Below are 14,955 nucleotides of genomic sequence, written 5' to 3'. Positions count from 1 at the left end.
GGCGAGGGTTGCTCGTGATTGTTAGTCCCTGTAATGCACCAAAAATGTCTGCCAAACGGTTTAGAAACGCTCTGGTAGCGGGTTCTGCCCTGTTGTGCCTGCTCGGCGCGGGCCAACTGTGGGCATTCAGCCTGGATGATGTATCGGCGAAGGCTCAGGAACTGGCCGGGCAAAAATTCGAAGTCCCGCGCAGCAACCTGCCAAACGAATTTCGCGATATGAAGTTCGCCGACTATCAGAAAATCCGTTTCCGCACCGAAAAAGCCGAATGGGCTGATCAGAAGACGCCATTCAGGCTGTCGTTCTATCACCAGGGCATGCATTTCGACACGCCGGTGAAAATCAACGAGATCACCGCGACCACCGTCGAAGAAATCAAGTATGACCCGACGCGCTTCGATTTCGGTGACGTGCAGTTCGATCCAAAGGCCACCGAACAGCTGGGCTACGCGGGTTTCCGCGTGCTGTACCCCATCAACAAGGCCGACAAGCAAGACGAAATCATGACCATGCTGGGCGCGAGCTATTTCCGCGTCATTGGCAAGGGCCAGACTTATGGCTTGTCCGCTCGTGGCATGGCCATCGACACCGCCTTGCCATCCGGCGAGGAATTCCCGCGTTTCCGTGAGTTCTGGATCCAGCGTCCGAAACCGACCGACAAGCACCTGGTGATCTTTGCCCTGCTGGACTCGCCGCGGGCCACCGGCGCCTATCGCCTGACCCTGCGTCCAGGCACCGATACCGTGGTCGATGTGAAGGCACGCATGTTCCTGCGTGATCGGGTCAGCAAGCTGGGCGTTGCGCCGCTCACGAGCATGTTCCTGTTCGGCGCCAACCAGCCGTCCAAGGTGCTCAATTATCGCCGCGAGCTGCACGACTCCAACGGCCTGTCGATCCATGCCGGCAACGGCGAATGGATCTGGCGTCCGCTGAACAACCCGAAACACCTGGCCGTGAGCAACTTCTCGGTGGAAAACCCGCGTGGTTTCGGCCTGTTGCAACGTGGCCGCGACTTCAGCCACTACGAAGACCTGGACGACCGCTACGACAAGCGTCCGAGCGCCTGGATCGAACCCAAAGGCGACTGGGGCAAGGGCACTGTGGATCTGGTAGAGATTCCGACCGCCGATGAAACCAACGACAACATCGTTGCCTTCTGGAGTCCGGAAAAACTGCCTGAGCCTGGTCAGCCGCTGGACTTCTCCTACCGCCTGCACTGGACCCTCGACGAGGCCAGCCTGCATTCGCCGGACAGCGCCTGGGTCAAGCAGACCCTGCGTTCCACCGGTGACGTGAAGCAGTCCAACCTGATCCGCCAGCCGGACGGCAGTGTGGCCTACCTGGTGGACTTCGAAGGGCCTTCCCTGCAAGCGCTGCCGGAAGATGCAGAAGTGCGCAGCCAGGTGAGCGTCGGCGACAACGCCGAGATCGTCGAGAACAACGTTCGCTACAATCCTGAAACCAAAGGCTGGCGCCTGACCTTGCGCCTGAAGGTCAAGGATCCTAAGCAGGCTACCGAAATGCGTGCGGCGCTGGTCCGTCCGCTGACGCCTGTCGAAGCCCCCGCCGCGTCGCATGCCGTGACCACGACCCTCGCCAAGGCAGACAAGGTCGCCAAGCAGCAGAGCGAAAAAGAGAAGGAAAAAGAGCAACAACAAGCCAAAGAAGAAGCCAAGGCCGTCAAGGCGTCCACCGCCGTTGAGGCGACCCCAACCCCGCAGGAACCGGAACCGACTGAACAAGTCCTGACCGAGACCTGGAGCTATCAGTTGCCAGCCGATGAGTAATACGCCAGTACAGCCAGAGACGCTCAGCGAATACCTGGCCCATTTGCCAATGACCGACGAGCAGCGCGCCGAGCTGGCGGGCTGCTCATCCTTCAGCGAACTGCACCAGCGGCTTTCGTCCTCGACCTTCGATGAGCCCGGCGAAGCGGCACAGGCTTCGGTGGGGCGTCGTCTGACCTTGAGCACAGCCGAAGAGCTGGAGGACGCCGAAATGCTGGCGCTCGACGCCAGTGGTCGGGTGTGCCTGAAGGCGACACCACCGATTCGACGGACCAAAGTCGTGCCGGAGCCCTGGCGCACCAATATCCTGGTGCGTGCGTGGCGGCGTATTACCGGCCGTACCAACCCGCCGAAGCCACCCAAGGACGCCCGCGTGCTGCCCGAAGCGCGCTGGCGTACCGTGGGCTCGACACGGCGCTACATCCTGTTGCTGCTGATGCTCGGCCAGACCATTGTCGCCGGTTGGTACATGAAGGGCATCATGCCGTATCAGGGCTGGTCGCTCGTGGACCTGGACGAAGTCCTGCACCAGCCGTTGTCGCAAACCGCCACGCAAGTGCTGCCGTATGCGCTGCAGACCAGCATCCTGATCCTGTTCGGTATCCTGTTCTGCTGGGTATCGGCCGGTTTCTGGACCGCCCTGATGGGGTTCCTGGAACTGCTCACCGGACGCGACAAGTACCGTATCTCCGGTGCCAGTGCCGGCAACGAGCCGATCCCCAAGGACGCCCGTACCGCGCTGGTCATGCCGATCTGCAACGAGGATGTGCCTCGGGTGTTTGCCGGTTTGCGGGCCACCTTCGAGTCGGTAGCCGCCACTGGCGACCTGGATCGTTTCGACTTCTTCGTGCTCAGCGACAGTAACGAAACCGACATCTGCGTGGCCGAGCAGCAAGCCTGGCTGGACGTCTGCCGCGAGGCCGGCGGCTTCGGCAAGATCTTCTACCGCCGTCGCCGTCGTCGCGTGAAGCGCAAGAGCGGTAACCTCGACGACTTCTGCCGTCGTTGGGGCAGCGATTACAAGTACATGGTCGTGCTCGATGCCGACAGCGTCATGAGCGGCGAATGCCTGACCAGCCTGGTGCGCCTGATGGAAGCCACACCGGACGCCGGCATCATCCAGACCGCGCCAAAGGCTTCGGGCATGGACACGCTGTATGCGCGCATGCAGCAGTTCGCCACGCGGGTCTACGGTCCGTTGTTCACCGCTGGCCTGCACTTCTGGCAGTTGGGCGAATCCCATTACTGGGGTCACAACGCGATCATCCGCATGAAGCCCTTCATCGAACACTGCGCCCTGGCCCCGCTGCCCGGCAAAGGTGCCTTCGCCGGTGCGATCCTGTCCCACGACTTCGTCGAAGCCGCGCTGATGCGCCGTGCCGGCTGGGGCGTGTGGATTGCCTATGACCTGCCGGGCAGCTACGAGGAATTGCCGCCGAACCTGCTGGATGAGCTCAAGCGTGACCGTCGCTGGTGCCACGGTAACCTGATGAACTTCCGGTTGTTCCTGGTCAAGGGCATGCACCCGGTACACCGTGCGGTGTTCCTGACCGGGGTGATGTCCTACCTGTCGGCACCCTTGTGGTTCTTCTTCCTGGTGCTGTCCACCGCGCTGCTGGCGGTGAACACCTTGATGGAACCGCAGTATTTCCTCGAACCGCGCCAGTTGTACCCGCTGTGGCCGCAATGGCATCCGGAGAAGGCCATCGCGCTGTTCTCGACCACCATCGTGCTGCTGTTCCTGCCCAAACTGCTCAGTGTCGTGCTGATCTGGGCCAAGGGCGCGAAGGAGTTCGGTGGCAAGTTCAAGGTGACGCTGTCGATGCTGCTGGAGATGCTGTTCTCCATGCTGCTGGCGCCGGTGCGGATGATTTTCCACACCCGTTTCGTACTGGCCGCGTTCCTGGGCTGGGCCGCCACCTGGAACTCGCCGAAACGTGACGACGACTCGACGCCCTGGAGCGAAGCGGTCAAGCGCCATGGCCCGCAGACGCTGCTGGGCTTTCTCTGGGCACTGCTGGTGATCTGGCTGAACCCGAGCTTCCTGTGGTGGCTGGTGCCGATCGTCGGCTCGCTGATGCTGTCGATCCCGGTCTCGGTGATCTCCAGTCGCGTGGGCCTGGGCCTGAAATCCCGTGACGAAAGCCTGTTCCTGATCCCGGAGGAGTACGCACCACCGCAGGAACTGTTGTCGACGGACCAGTATGCTCACGAGAATCGCTGGCATGCGTTGAACGACGGCTTCATTCGGGCGGTCGTCGACCCACAGCAAAACGCCCTGGCGTATGCGCTGGCGACTTCGCGACACGGCAAGGCCGAACCGATCGAATGGCTGCGGGTCGAGCGTGTCCGCCACGCCCTGAAGGTCGGCCCGGCGGGTCTCAACAACGCCGAGCGCCTGGCGCTGCTGAGCGACCCGGTGGCCTTGTCTCGCCTGCATGAGCAGGTCTGGAGCGAGAGCCATCCCGAGTGGCTGGCGGCGTGGCGTGAGTCGGTCAACGCCGATCCCCATGCACCGTTGCTACCGCTTCAGCCCGTGAGTGTACAACCTCAAGTGGCCTGATCCACAAAAAGCCCCGCTTCTGCAAAGACGCGGGGCTTTTTGTTGGACGTGATTCCCGAGGTTATTTACTACCCTTGTGGCGAGGGAGCTTGCGCCCTCGCTTCTTGCTGTTTGCACATATCGGTGATTTCTGGCGTTTTTCCAAGTCGTGGCGCAAGGCTGTGGAGCATTGCGTTGACGGTTTGTAGTTCTGGATATTTTGCGCGTATCCATTGCTGCGGTAACGGATATACACACCATCCAGAGAGCACCACCAGCGGGATCAAACGTGCGATTAGGCTTAAACCTTGAACCGCCCCACCAAGCTCTGCAAATGCACGCCCAGGCGCGCCAGTTCGGCGCTGGAGGCGGCGGTTTCTTCGCTGGCGGCGGAGGTTTGTTCGGAGACGTCGCGTACGTTCTGCACGCTGCGGTTGATCTCTTCGGCCACCGCGCTTTGTTGTTCGGCCGCGGCGGCGATCTGTTGGTTCATCGATTGGATCGCCGAGACCGTGCGAGTGATGTTTTCCAGCGAGCCACCGGCGAGGCGGGTCAGTTCGACGCTGCTGTCGGTCAGGCCACGGCTGTTGTCCATGATGGTGGCGACCTGTTCAGTTCCACTTTGCAGACCAACGATCAGCTCCTCGATCTCTTCGGTGGACTTCTGGGTGCGCTGAGCCAGGCTGCGGACTTCGTCAGCCACGACCGCGAAGCCACGTCCGGCTTCACCGGCGCGGGCGGCCTCGATGGCGGCGTTGAGGGCCAGCAGGTTGGTCTGCTGGGCGACGGATTTGATCACATCCAGCACGCTGCCGATCTTGTCGCTCTCGCGTTTGAGATGACTCATGGCTTCAGTGGAGTTGCCTACTTCCCTGGCCAATCGCTCGATCTGGGCGATGGCTTCACCCACCACCCGGTCGCCTTCGTGTGCCTGTTGATCGGCGGCAATGGCGGCTTCGGAGGCCTCCTCGGCATTGCGCGCCACTTCCTGCACCGTGGCGGTCATTTCATTCATGGCGGTGGCGACCTGATCGGTCTCCACTTTCTGGTTGTTGACCCCGGCACTAGTCTGTTCGGTCACGGCCGAAAGCTCTTCGGCGGCGCTGGCGATTTGAGCGACGCCATCGCGGATGCCACCGATCAGTTCCCGCAGGCTGACGACCATCCGCTGCAAGGTTCGTTGAAGCTGGCCCATGTCGTCGCGGCGAGTGACCTCCAGATTCTGGCTCAGGTCGCCCGAAGCGACACGTTCCACCGCAACCAGGGTCTGTCGCAGTGGCACAACGATCTGACGGGTAATGATCCATGCCGCCAGCAGACCAAACGCAAATGCCAGCGCGGCGACGGTGATCAGCGTTTCTTTCGCTTGAGTCGTCTCTTGGTTGCGTTTCGCGACTTGCGATACGGTCAATTGATTGTTCAGGTCATGCAGGCGAGTGTCTTGTTCCACCATTTTCTTGAGGGCCGAGGCGGTGGCGACCTGCGAGTCTCGGAACTGGCTGACGGCGGCCCGATAGGCTTTCATCGATTCGCTGGCTTGAAGCAGATTGGCGGTGTGCTGCTCCGGCAGTCTGGCCGGCAGGCTTTCAAGGTTCTTCAGGACGTTTTCGATAGCGTCCAGTGCCGGTTGCTCGGCGTCGGCCTTGCCGCTGTAGGTGTAGCCGCGGACCTGATAACGCGCTTGTTGGATCAGCTTGCTCAGATCGACGATGTCATTCAACTGAGGGACGCTGTCACCTTGGCGCATGGCATTTTCGACTTCGGAAACCCTGGCCACGGCGTTGTCGGCATTGGCGCCGAGCTTTGATCTGGCGGATTCGCGGTTCTGTGTCGCCTGGGTCAGGTCGCCAAAGGTGCGTTTGTAATCGTCGAGGATAGCCAGTTGTTGATGCAGCAGGTCCTGGTCGGCTGGCCGCACAAAGCGTTGGAGAGCGGTCTGTATACTTTCCTGAAGCTTGCCCACCAGCTCGCTGACGGCTGTCGGGCCCTGCTCGCCACGCCGCATCTCATACTCGAGACTGGCGACTCGCAAATCCTTGGCCAATTCATTGAGACTGGCGATGGAGGCCTGCTTGTCCGAGCGACTGATCACGCTGCCCAGGCTGTGCCAGCCGGCGAAGGTGCTCAGGAGAGTCATGAGCAACACCAGACCAAAACCAAAGCCCAGCTTGCGATTGACACTTACGTTTCCCAGCTTTTCGGTTAACCAACTGAACATGCTGATACTCCTTCGAACCTATTTTGCAGGCCCTATGAGGAGAGTATCGACCATGCTATGCGGATCTGTAGAAAATAGCTGAGGGATCGTTTTTGGAGGGGGCATAGCCCTTATGCGGTTGCGGGGCCAGGCGAGGACAATGCCCTCGCCATGGGGTGTGCGGGTTGCCTGTCGGCACTTAAACCTTGAAGCGTCCCACCAGCATCTGCAAGTGCGTGCCGAGTCGCGCCAGTTCGGCACTGGAGTTCGCAGTTTGCTCGCTGGAGGCGGCGGTTTGTTCGGACACGTCGCGTACGTTCAACACGCTACGGTTGATTTCATCGGCCGTGGCGCTCTGCTGTTCGGCTGCGGCGGCGATCTGCTGGTTCATCGATTGAATCGCCGAGACCGTGCGGGTGATGTTTTCCAGCGAGCCTCCGGCACGACGGGTCAGCTCGACGCTGCTGTCCGTCAGGCTGCGGCTGTTGTCCATGATGGTCGCGACCTGTTCGGTGCCATTTTGCAGGCCGACGATCAGCTCTTCGATTTCCTCGGTGGATTTCTGGGTGCGCTGCGCCAGGCTGCGGACTTCATCGGCCACCACGGCGAACCCCCGACCGGCTTCACCGGCACGGGCGGCTTCGATGGCGGCGTTGAGGGCCAGCAGGTTGGTTTGCTGGGCAACGGACTTGATCACGTCCAGGACGCTGCCGATCTTGTCGCTTTCGCGCTTCAGGTCGCTCATGGCCGTGGTGGAGTTGCCGACTTCCTCGGCCAGGCGCTCGATCTGGGCGATGGCTTCGCCGACCACTTTTTCGCCCTCGCGGGCCTGCTGGTCGGCGGCGACGGCCGCCTCGGAAGCCTCTTCGGCGTTACGCGCCACTTCCTGGACCGTGGCGGTCATCTCATGCATGGCGGTGGCGACCTGATCGGTCTCCTCCTTCTGGCTGTTAACGCCCGAGCTGGTCTGTTCGGTCACGGTCGACAGTTGTTCGGCGGCATTGGCAATTTGGGTGACGCCTTCGCCGATCCCGCCGATCAACTGCCGCAGGCCTACGGTCATGCTTTGCATGGCGCGTTGCAGCTGGCCCAGTTCGTCGTGGCGTTCGGAGGTCAGGTTATGGGTCAGGTCACCTGCAGCGACGCGTTCGGCCACCTGCAGGGTCTGGCCGAGTGGGCCGACGATCTGGCGGGTGATGAGCAGGGCGGCAATGACGCCAAACAACAAGGCCAGCGCAGTGGCTGCGATCAGGACGGTCTTGGCCTGGGCGACATCGTGGTCACGCACCGCTGTCTGGGACACGGTCAGCTTCTGGCTGGAGTCGATCAACACCTGACCTTGCTCGTTCATGCGCTGCAGTGCGGCGCCGTTTTCGATCTGCGAGTCGCGAAACTGAGCCACTGCCGCACGGTACAGATTGAACGAATCGCTGGCCTGTTGCAGGTTGGCGGCATGCTCCCCGGGTAATTGGTCCGGCAGGCGTGCAAGCAGTTTAAGGACGGTATCGATGGCGTCGAGGGCCGGTTGCTGGGCTTCGCTTTTGCCACTGTAGGTGTAGCCGCGAACCTGGTAGCGCGCTTGCTGGACCGCTTTGCTCAGGGTTACCACGCTGTTGAATGCAGCGATGTCGCCGCTTTCTAGCAGTGATTTTTCCACCTCGGCGACGCGGGCCACGGCGTTGTCGGCACTGGCGCCGAGTTTACTGCGGGCATCTTCGCGGTTGACGGTGGCGCGGGTCATTTGAGCGAAGGCGCTTTTATACTCAGCCACCGCGGCCAGTTGTTTATCGATCATGGCCACATCGGCCGGTTGTTCGATCAGTTGGCGAGCTGTCTTGAGCCCGGCTTCAAGCTTGCCCAACAGGTCGTTGACCGCTTGCGGCCCTTTCTCGCCCCGCGTGGTGTTGTACTCGAGGCTGGCCTGGCTCAGGTCCTTGCTCAAGTCGTTCAGGCTGGCAATGAATCCCAGCTTGTCGCCCCGGCTGATGACATTGCCCAGGCCGGACCAACCGGTGAACGCGATCATCAAGGTGAGGAACAGCACCAGGCCGAAGCCGAAGCCGAGTTTGCGATTGACGCCTACGTTTCCCAGACTCTGGGCAAGCCACCGGAACATGCTGATACTCCCTTGAGGGACCAATTGGTTTTGGTTTTATGGGAAGCGTTATCGGCGGCGGAAGCGGAATCTGTAGGATTTGGCTGAGATTCTTGTGGCAAAGGCGTCAAAACAGTCGTGCGAGCAATGCCGTCACCGCGGTTTCGACCCGCAGGATGCGATCACCCAGTTGCACCGGTTGCAGCCCGGCCTTGCCCAGCAGGTCGATCTCGTAGGGTATCCAACCGCCTTCGGGACCAATCGCCAGGGTGACCGGCTCTGTCAACGCCCGAGGGCAGGGCGGATGATTGCCTGGGTGACCCACCAGGCCGAGGGTGCCATCTGCCAAGGCCGGCAGCCGGTCCTCCACAAAGGGCTTGAAGCGTTTCTCGATGATGACTTCAGGCAGCATGCTGTCCCTGGCCTGCTCCAGGCCCAGGATCAGCTGTTCGCGAATGGCCTCCGGCTCCAGGAATGGGGTCTGCCAGAAGCTTTTTTCCACCCGATAGCTGTTGACCAGAATCACCCGTGGCACGCCCATGGTGGCGACGGTCTGGAAAACCCGTCGGAGCATCTTCGGGCGCGGCAGCGCCAGTACCAGGGTGAGCGGCAGCTTGGCCGGTGGCGGCTGGTCCAGAGTGACCTGCAGCTCAGCCTCGCGGGCTTCCAGGCGCAGCACCAGGGCGGAACCCATCAACCCTCCAACGCGCCCGACCCGCAGGCTATCGCCGACGGCACTGCCATGGACTTCCTGCATGTGGGTCAATCGACGGTCGCGCAGGACGACCCGGTCTGGCGCGATGAAGTCGGCCTCTTCGAGCAGCAGCAGGTTCACGCTTGTTTCGCTGGTGGCTGGTCGTCGTGGTGGTCGACCGGCTCGTCTTCCGGCTGCTCGCTGCGCTTGCGCACCAGACCACCGAACAGTACGCCGATCTCGAACAGCAGCCACATCGGCACGGCCAGCAGCGTCTGGGAGAAGATGTCCGGCGGGGTCAGGATCATCCCGACCACGAAGCAGCCGATGATCACGTACGGACGGATCTTCTTCAGGTAGGCAACGTCGACCACGCCGATCCAGACCAGCAGCACCACTGCCACGGGAATTTCGAATGCCACGCCGAAGGCGAAGAACAGCGTCATGACGAAATCAAGGTAGCTGGTGATGTCGGTCATCATCTCGACACCGGCCGGAGTGGCGGCGGCGAAGAATTTGAAGATCAGTGGAAACACCAGGAAGTAGGCGAAGGCCATCCCGGTGTAGAACAACAGGATGCTCGACACCAGCAGCGGTACGGCGATGCGTTTTTCATGCTTGTACAGGCCCGGTGCAATGAACCCCCAGATCTGGTGCAGGATCACGGGAATCGCCAGGAACAGCGAGACCATCATTGTCAGTTTCAGCGGCGTCAGGAACGGCGACGACACGTCGGTGGCGATCATCGTCGCGCCGGCCGGCAGGTACTGGCGCAATGGCGTGGAGACGAAGGTGTAGATCTGCTGGGTGAAGGCGAACAGCCCGGCGAAAATGATGAAAACCGCCGCGACGCAGCGCAGCAGGCGGGTGCGCAACTCGGTGAGGTGCGATACCAGCGGCATCGGCTGGTCGTTCTCTGGGATATCGCTCATGGGGCTCGCGGCGGCAAAGTAGGATCGTTGGGAGCGGCGGGTGCCGGCGCCGTTGGGGCGGGCACCACCGGTTTTGCAGGTTCCGTCACGGGTGGCGCGACATTTTCGACCGGCACCTGCGCAGCGTCCGGCTCGGCCACAGGCTGGACCGGTGTCGGCTCCTGCTGGGTCGGCGTGAAGATTTTCCGCGCTTCCTGCTCCAGGGACAGAATATGTTCGTTATGAAGTTGCCGACGGATGTCGTCGGCACCGATTTCACGTTCAACTTCCTGTTTGATCGCGTTGAAGCTGCGCTTCAGGCGCCCGATCCAGAGCCCTGCGGTGCGCGCAGCACCCGGCAGGCGCTCGGGGCCCAATACCAGCAGGGCGACGAGGCCGACGAGCAGCAGTTCAGTGAAGCTGATCCCAAACATTAGTCAGTGCTCACGAGTCTTTGCGGGCCGGCTCTTCGACTTTCTGCGCCTGCACGTCGATGGTGTGCGGTGCACTGACCGGCTGGGCGGCCTGAGGGTGGACCGGTTGGGTCGGCTGGACAGGTTGAGCGGGAGCGGCTGTCGGGTCGGCCGGTTTCTCGTCATCGTTCATGGCCTTGCGAAAGCCCTTGATCGACTCACCGACATCGGTGCCGAGGTTCTTCAGTTTCTTGGTACCGAATACCAGCACCACGACGACCAGGATGACGAGCCAGTGTTTCCAGTCAAAAATACCCATGTGGCTATTCCTCTCAAAGGTTGATCAGGCGGACGGGCGCGAGGCTTTCTCGACATGCCCGGACAGACCGAAGCGACGGTCCAGTTCATCCAGTACGGCCTGCGGATGCTGCCCCAGTTGGGCCAGCATGACCAGGCTGTGGAACCACAGGTCGGCGGTCTCGTAGATCACATCGCTGCAGTCGCCGCTGACGGCGGCGTCCTTGGCGGCGATGATGGTTTCGACCGATTCCTCGCCGACTTTTTCCAGAATCTTATTCAGGCCCTTGTGGTACAGGCTGGCGACATAGGAGCTCTCGGCGGCGGCGCCTTTGCGCTCTTCCAGCACCTGGGCCAGGCGGGTCAGGGTGTCACTCATGGGTATGTCCTGAATAAATGGCGTGCGGGTCCTTGAGCACCGGGTCGACGGTTTTCCAGTCGCCGTTCTCGAAGACGCGATAGAAGCAGCTTTGACGGCCGGTGTGGCAGGCGATTTCGCCGACCTGTTCGACCATCAGGATGATGACGTCGCCGTCGCAGTCCAGGCGCATTTCATGCAGGTGCTGCACATGGCCGGATTCTTCACCCTTGCGCCACAGCTTGCCACGGGAACGTGACCAATAGATGGCGCGGTTCTCGGCAGCGGTCAGTGCCAATGCTTCGCGGTTCATCCAGGCCATCATCAGCACGCGCCCGGTCTTGTGATCCTGGGCGATGGCCGGCACCAGGCCGTCAGCGTCCCATTTGATCTCGTCCTGCCAGTTTTTCATCGTTGGTCCTGACGGCAGCGGCAAGCTTTGAGCTTCAAGCTGCAAGTAAAAAGCAGATTTATGTAGGTATGGAGCTTGTGGCTTGCAGCTTAAAGCTTGTAGCTGATTCCTGCTATCGGCGAACGACCAGATACAAACCGACCGCCACCATGATAATCGCGGGCCAATGCCCCAATTCGTTCAATGGCCCACCGGCGGCGACTGCCGCGCCGCCGCCCAGGTGAGCGGCGCCGAGCAGGCGCAGGAACCAGTCGTCCTTGCGCCGTTTCCACGGCGGTGACGGGTCCTGGGCGTGGGGCTGGGACATGCGTTCGAGCAGGTCGCGGGTCATGTTCGCCAGGTGCGGGATCTGCTCGAACTGGCTCTGTACGTTGCCCAGCAAGGCTTTGGGGCTGACGCGCTCGCGCATCCAGCGTTCCAGGAAAGGCTGGGCGGTGTTCCACAGGTCCAGGTCCGGGTACAACTGGCGGCCGAGCCCTTCGATATTCAGAAGGGTTTTCTGCAACAGTACCAGCTGCGGCTGAACCTCCATGTTGAAGCGACGCGCGGTCTGGAACAGGCGCATCAGCACCTGGCCGAAGGAAATATCTTTTAACGGTTTTTCGAAGATCGGCTCGCACACGGTGCGGATTGCCGCTTCGAATTCGTTGAGCTTGGTCTCGGCCGGCACCCAGCCGGAGTCGATGTGCAACTGCGCGACACGGCGGTAGTCACGCTTGAAGAACGCGAACAGGTTGCGGGCCAGGTAGTCCTGGTCTTCGGGAGTCAGGCTGCCGACGATGCCGCAGTCGATAGCAATGTACTGCGGGCTCCAGGGCTGCACGGTGCTGACAAAGATGTTGCCCGGGTGCATGTCGGCATGGAAGAAGCTGTCGCGAAACACCTGGGTGAAGAAAATCTCCACGCCGCGCTCGGCCAGCAGCTTCATGTCGGTACGCTGGTCGGCCAGGGTGGCCAGGTCGGTGACCTGGATGCCGTAGATGCGCTCCATCACCAGCACTTTCGGCCGGCACCAGTCCCAGTAGACCTGCGGCACGTAGAGCATCGGCGAGCCTTCGAAGTTGCGGCGCAACTGGCTGGCGTTGGCCGCCTCGCGCAACAGGTCGAGTTCGTCGTAGATGGTTTTCTCGTAGTCCGTGACCACGTCCACCGGATGCAGCAGGCGTGCATCGGCCGATAGGCGCTCGGCGGCGCGGGCGAGGATGAACAGCCATGCCAGGTCCTGGGCGATCACCGGCTTGAGGCCTGGCCGGATGACCTTGACCACGACCTCTTCGCCGCTCTTGAGCTGTGCGGCATGGACCTGGGCCACCGACGCCGAGGCCAGCGGCTCGACGTCGAAGCGGCTGAAGACTTCGCTGATCTTCTTGCCCAGTTGCTCCTCGATCAGCGCCACCGATAGTTTGGAATCGAACGGCGGTACGCGGTCCTGCAACAGCATCAGCTCGTCGGCGATGTCTTCGGGCAACAGGTCGCGCCGGGTGGAAAGGATCTGGCCGAACTTGATGAAGATAGGCCCCAGGTCCTGCAAGGCCAGGCGCAGGCGTGCGCCGCGGCTCAGGTCCAGCGTCCGACGAGGGAACCAGCGCCACGGCAGCACGAAACGCAGTGCCAGCAGAAACCAGGGCAGTGGCAGGGCGAACAGCAGGTCATCGAGGCGGTAGCGGATCACGACGCGCTGGATGCGCAACAGACGGCGGACGGCAAGCAGCTTCATGCGTTATCGCTTGGTTTCAAGGGATCGGGAAAGGCGCTCGAAGCGCGCCTCGAGTCGTTCCAGATCGAGTTTGATCCGGTCCAGTTCACTAAAGCGGGCTTCGGCTTCGCGTTTGCCCACGAGCGTACGCGATTCTTCGGCCAAGTATTCACTCAAATTCTGTCCCAGGCTGGCAAACCCCTGCCGATACCAGCGCGTACGGCTGCGCAGATGACCACTGAGCAACTGGGTGGCCACTGGGCCGAGCCAGCGGGAGAGTTCATATTCCCAGTCCAGTTCCAGGTCCTGGAGAATCGCCGCCAGCTCCAGCAGCACGCCGCTGTCGCCGTACAGTTCCACATCGGGACTGTGCAGCACCGCTGTCTTGTCCTTGCTCAAGGCCAGGTTCAGCAGGCTCGACGCCGGGGCGCGCAGCGTGCAGTCCGCTTCGGCTTCCCAGTGGGCGGCGAGCATCAGGCCCTCGTCACTGGGCAGGATGAACAGTCGCAGGGCCGGGCTGCGGCAGTCTACGGCAATCACTTTGCCGCTGAGGTGCGTCAGGCGCGCCAGCGCCGTGCTGTCCAGGCGCAATACCCGGTTGATGCCGAGTTCGACGCTGGCGAGCAGGCCGGTGAGCAGCATCAGGGTTTGATACCGCGGTGCAGGGCCACGATGCCCGAGGTCATGTTGTGGTAAGTCACCCGGTCGAAACCGGCCTCGACCATCATCGACTTCAGGGTTTCCTGGTCCGGGTGCATGCGGATCGATTCGGCCAGGTAGCGATAGCTGTCCGCATCGTTGGTGATCAGTTTGCCCATCAACGGCATGAAGGCGAACGAATAGGCATCGTAGGCCTTGGACATCAGTGCATTGGTCGGCTTGGAGAACTCCAATACCAGCAGGCGGCCACCGGGCTTGAGCACGCGCAGCATCGAGCGCAGTGCATCTTCCTTGTGGGTGACGTTGCGCAGGCCGAAGGCGATGGTCACGCAGTCGAAATGGTTGTCGGGGAACGGCAGCTTCTCGGCGTCGGCCTGGACGAACTCGACATTGCCGGCCACACCCAGGTCCAGCAGGCGGTCACGGCCGACCTTGAGCATGGACTCGTTGATGTCGGCGAGTACCACCTGGCCGGTCGGCCCGACGATGTGGGAGAATTTTTTCGTCAGGTCGCCCGTGCCGCCGGCGATGTCCAGCACGCGGTTACCGCTGCGCACGCCCGACAACTCGATCGCGAAACGCTTCCACAGACGATGCATGCCGCCCGAGAGCAGGTCGTTCATCAAGTCATATTTGGCGGCTACCGAGTGGAAAACCTCAGCGACTTTTTCCGCCTTCTGGCTTTCCGGCACGTTCTTGAAGCCGAAGTGAGTGGTGGGTTCGGCATCGCTGCCTTTGCGCTGATCAGTCATATCGCTGTCACCAAAAAAGAATGCGGGACATTCTAATCCCCGGTGAAGGGCTTTGTCTTGGCAAGGCTGAAGGTAAGATGGACCACCGCCGGGACGTTTTGACGCAGTCCCGGTAATTGCGGATATATCAGGAGTCAGCAG

12 protein-coding genes and 2 pseudogenes are annotated in these 14,955 nt (G+C 61.6%); 2 read left to right on the top strand and 12 right to left on the bottom strand.

Annotation, left to right across the window (positions count from 1 at the left end; translation table 11 throughout):
• The first annotated feature begins 44 nt into the window (after positions 1-44).
• Together EGM97_RS14860 and mdoH are read left to right on the top strand one after the other, a co-directional pair.
• Complete coding sequence (locus tag EGM97_RS14860; RefSeq protein WP_238961242.1) at positions 45-1,787, top strand: glucan biosynthesis protein G; 1,743 nt, start codon at positions 45-47, stop codon at positions 1,785-1,787.
• Positions 1,780-4,350, top strand: coding sequence for a glucans biosynthesis glucosyltransferase MdoH (gene mdoH, locus EGM97_RS14855; RefSeq protein ID WP_238961241.1), 2,571 nt, complete (start codon positions 1,780-1,782; stop codon positions 4,348-4,350). Before EGM97_RS14860 ends, mdoH begins: the two co-directional genes overlap by 8 nt.
• A 280-nt stretch (positions 4,351-4,630) precedes the next feature.
• Here the strand turns inward: mdoH and EGM97_RS14850 are convergent, their stop codons facing one another.
• The 12 genes and pseudogenes from EGM97_RS14850 to ubiE form a co-directional block, all read right to left on the bottom strand.
• Positions 4,631-5,344: a methyl-accepting chemotaxis protein gene (locus tag EGM97_RS14850; protein ID WP_477788818.1), complete on the bottom strand. Its 714-nt coding sequence runs from the start codon at positions 5,342-5,344 to the stop codon at positions 4,631-4,633.
• 141 nt (positions 5,345-5,485) lie between these two features.
• Positions 5,486-6,466, bottom strand: a pseudogene (locus tag EGM97_RS14845) (methyl-accepting chemotaxis protein); the annotation flags it as partial.
• Between the two features lie 259 nt (positions 6,467-6,725).
• Positions 6,726-8,642, bottom strand: coding sequence for a methyl-accepting chemotaxis protein (locus tag EGM97_RS14840; protein ID WP_238961238.1), 1,917 nt, complete (start codon positions 8,640-8,642; stop codon positions 6,726-6,728).
• A gap of 106 nt (positions 8,643-8,748) precedes the next feature.
• Entirely contained in the window at positions 8,749-9,456 is a 708-nt protein-coding gene (locus tag EGM97_RS14835; RefSeq protein ID WP_238961236.1) for a 16S rRNA (uracil(1498)-N(3))-methyltransferase, read from the bottom strand.
• Positions 9,453-10,247 (bottom strand): twin-arginine translocase subunit TatC, encoded by a 795-nt coding sequence (tatC, locus tag EGM97_RS14830; protein ID WP_238961235.1) that lies wholly within the window; start codon positions 10,245-10,247, stop codon positions 9,453-9,455. The genes EGM97_RS14835 and tatC overlap by 4 nt, the downstream gene beginning before the upstream one ends.
• A complete protein-coding gene (gene tatB / locus EGM97_RS14825) occupies positions 10,244-10,660 on the bottom strand; it encodes a Sec-independent protein translocase protein TatB (protein ID WP_238961231.1) in 417 nt (138 codons plus the stop codon). Before tatB ends, tatC begins: the two co-directional genes overlap by 4 nt.
• Before the next feature lie 10 nt (positions 10,661-10,670).
• Positions 10,671-10,958: a twin-arginine translocase TatA/TatE family subunit gene (locus EGM97_RS14820; protein WP_238961230.1), complete on the bottom strand. Its 288-nt coding sequence runs from the start codon at positions 10,956-10,958 to the stop codon at positions 10,671-10,673.
• 24 nt (positions 10,959-10,982) lie between these two features.
• Positions 10,983-11,315, bottom strand: coding sequence for a phosphoribosyl-ATP diphosphatase (locus EGM97_RS14815; RefSeq protein ID WP_238961229.1), 333 nt, complete (start codon positions 11,313-11,315; stop codon positions 10,983-10,985).
• Complete coding sequence (gene hisI, locus EGM97_RS14810) at positions 11,308-11,706, bottom strand: phosphoribosyl-AMP cyclohydrolase (protein WP_003196931.1); 399 nt, start codon at positions 11,704-11,706, stop codon at positions 11,308-11,310. Before hisI ends, EGM97_RS14815 begins: the two co-directional genes overlap by 8 nt.
• 112 nt (positions 11,707-11,818) lie before the next feature.
• Positions 11,819-13,423 carry a ubiquinone biosynthesis regulatory protein kinase UbiB gene (gene ubiB / locus EGM97_RS14805; protein ID WP_238961228.1) on the bottom strand — a complete coding sequence of 535 codons (1,605 nt, stop codon included), beginning with the start codon at positions 13,421-13,423 and terminating at the stop codon, positions 11,819-11,821.
• Positions 13,420-14,044, bottom strand: a pseudogene (locus EGM97_RS14800) (ubiquinone biosynthesis accessory factor UbiJ). The gene ubiB and the pseudogene EGM97_RS14800 overlap by 4 nt, the downstream one beginning before the upstream one ends.
• A complete protein-coding gene (gene ubiE, locus EGM97_RS14795) occupies positions 14,044-14,814 on the bottom strand; it encodes a bifunctional demethylmenaquinone methyltransferase/2-methoxy-6-polyprenyl-1,4-benzoquinol methylase UbiE (RefSeq protein ID WP_053147769.1) in 771 nt (256 codons plus the stop codon). Before ubiE ends, EGM97_RS14800 begins: the two are co-directional and overlap by 1 nt.
• Between the last annotated feature and the right edge of the window lie 141 nt (positions 14,815-14,955).

This window comes from Pseudomonas sp. AF32, from assembly GCF_022342325.2.
Lineage (GTDB): Bacteria > Pseudomonadota > Gammaproteobacteria > Pseudomonadales > Pseudomonadaceae > Aquipseudomonas > Aquipseudomonas uvaldensis.
This window is presented reverse-complemented; position numbering and strand designations above follow the sequence as displayed.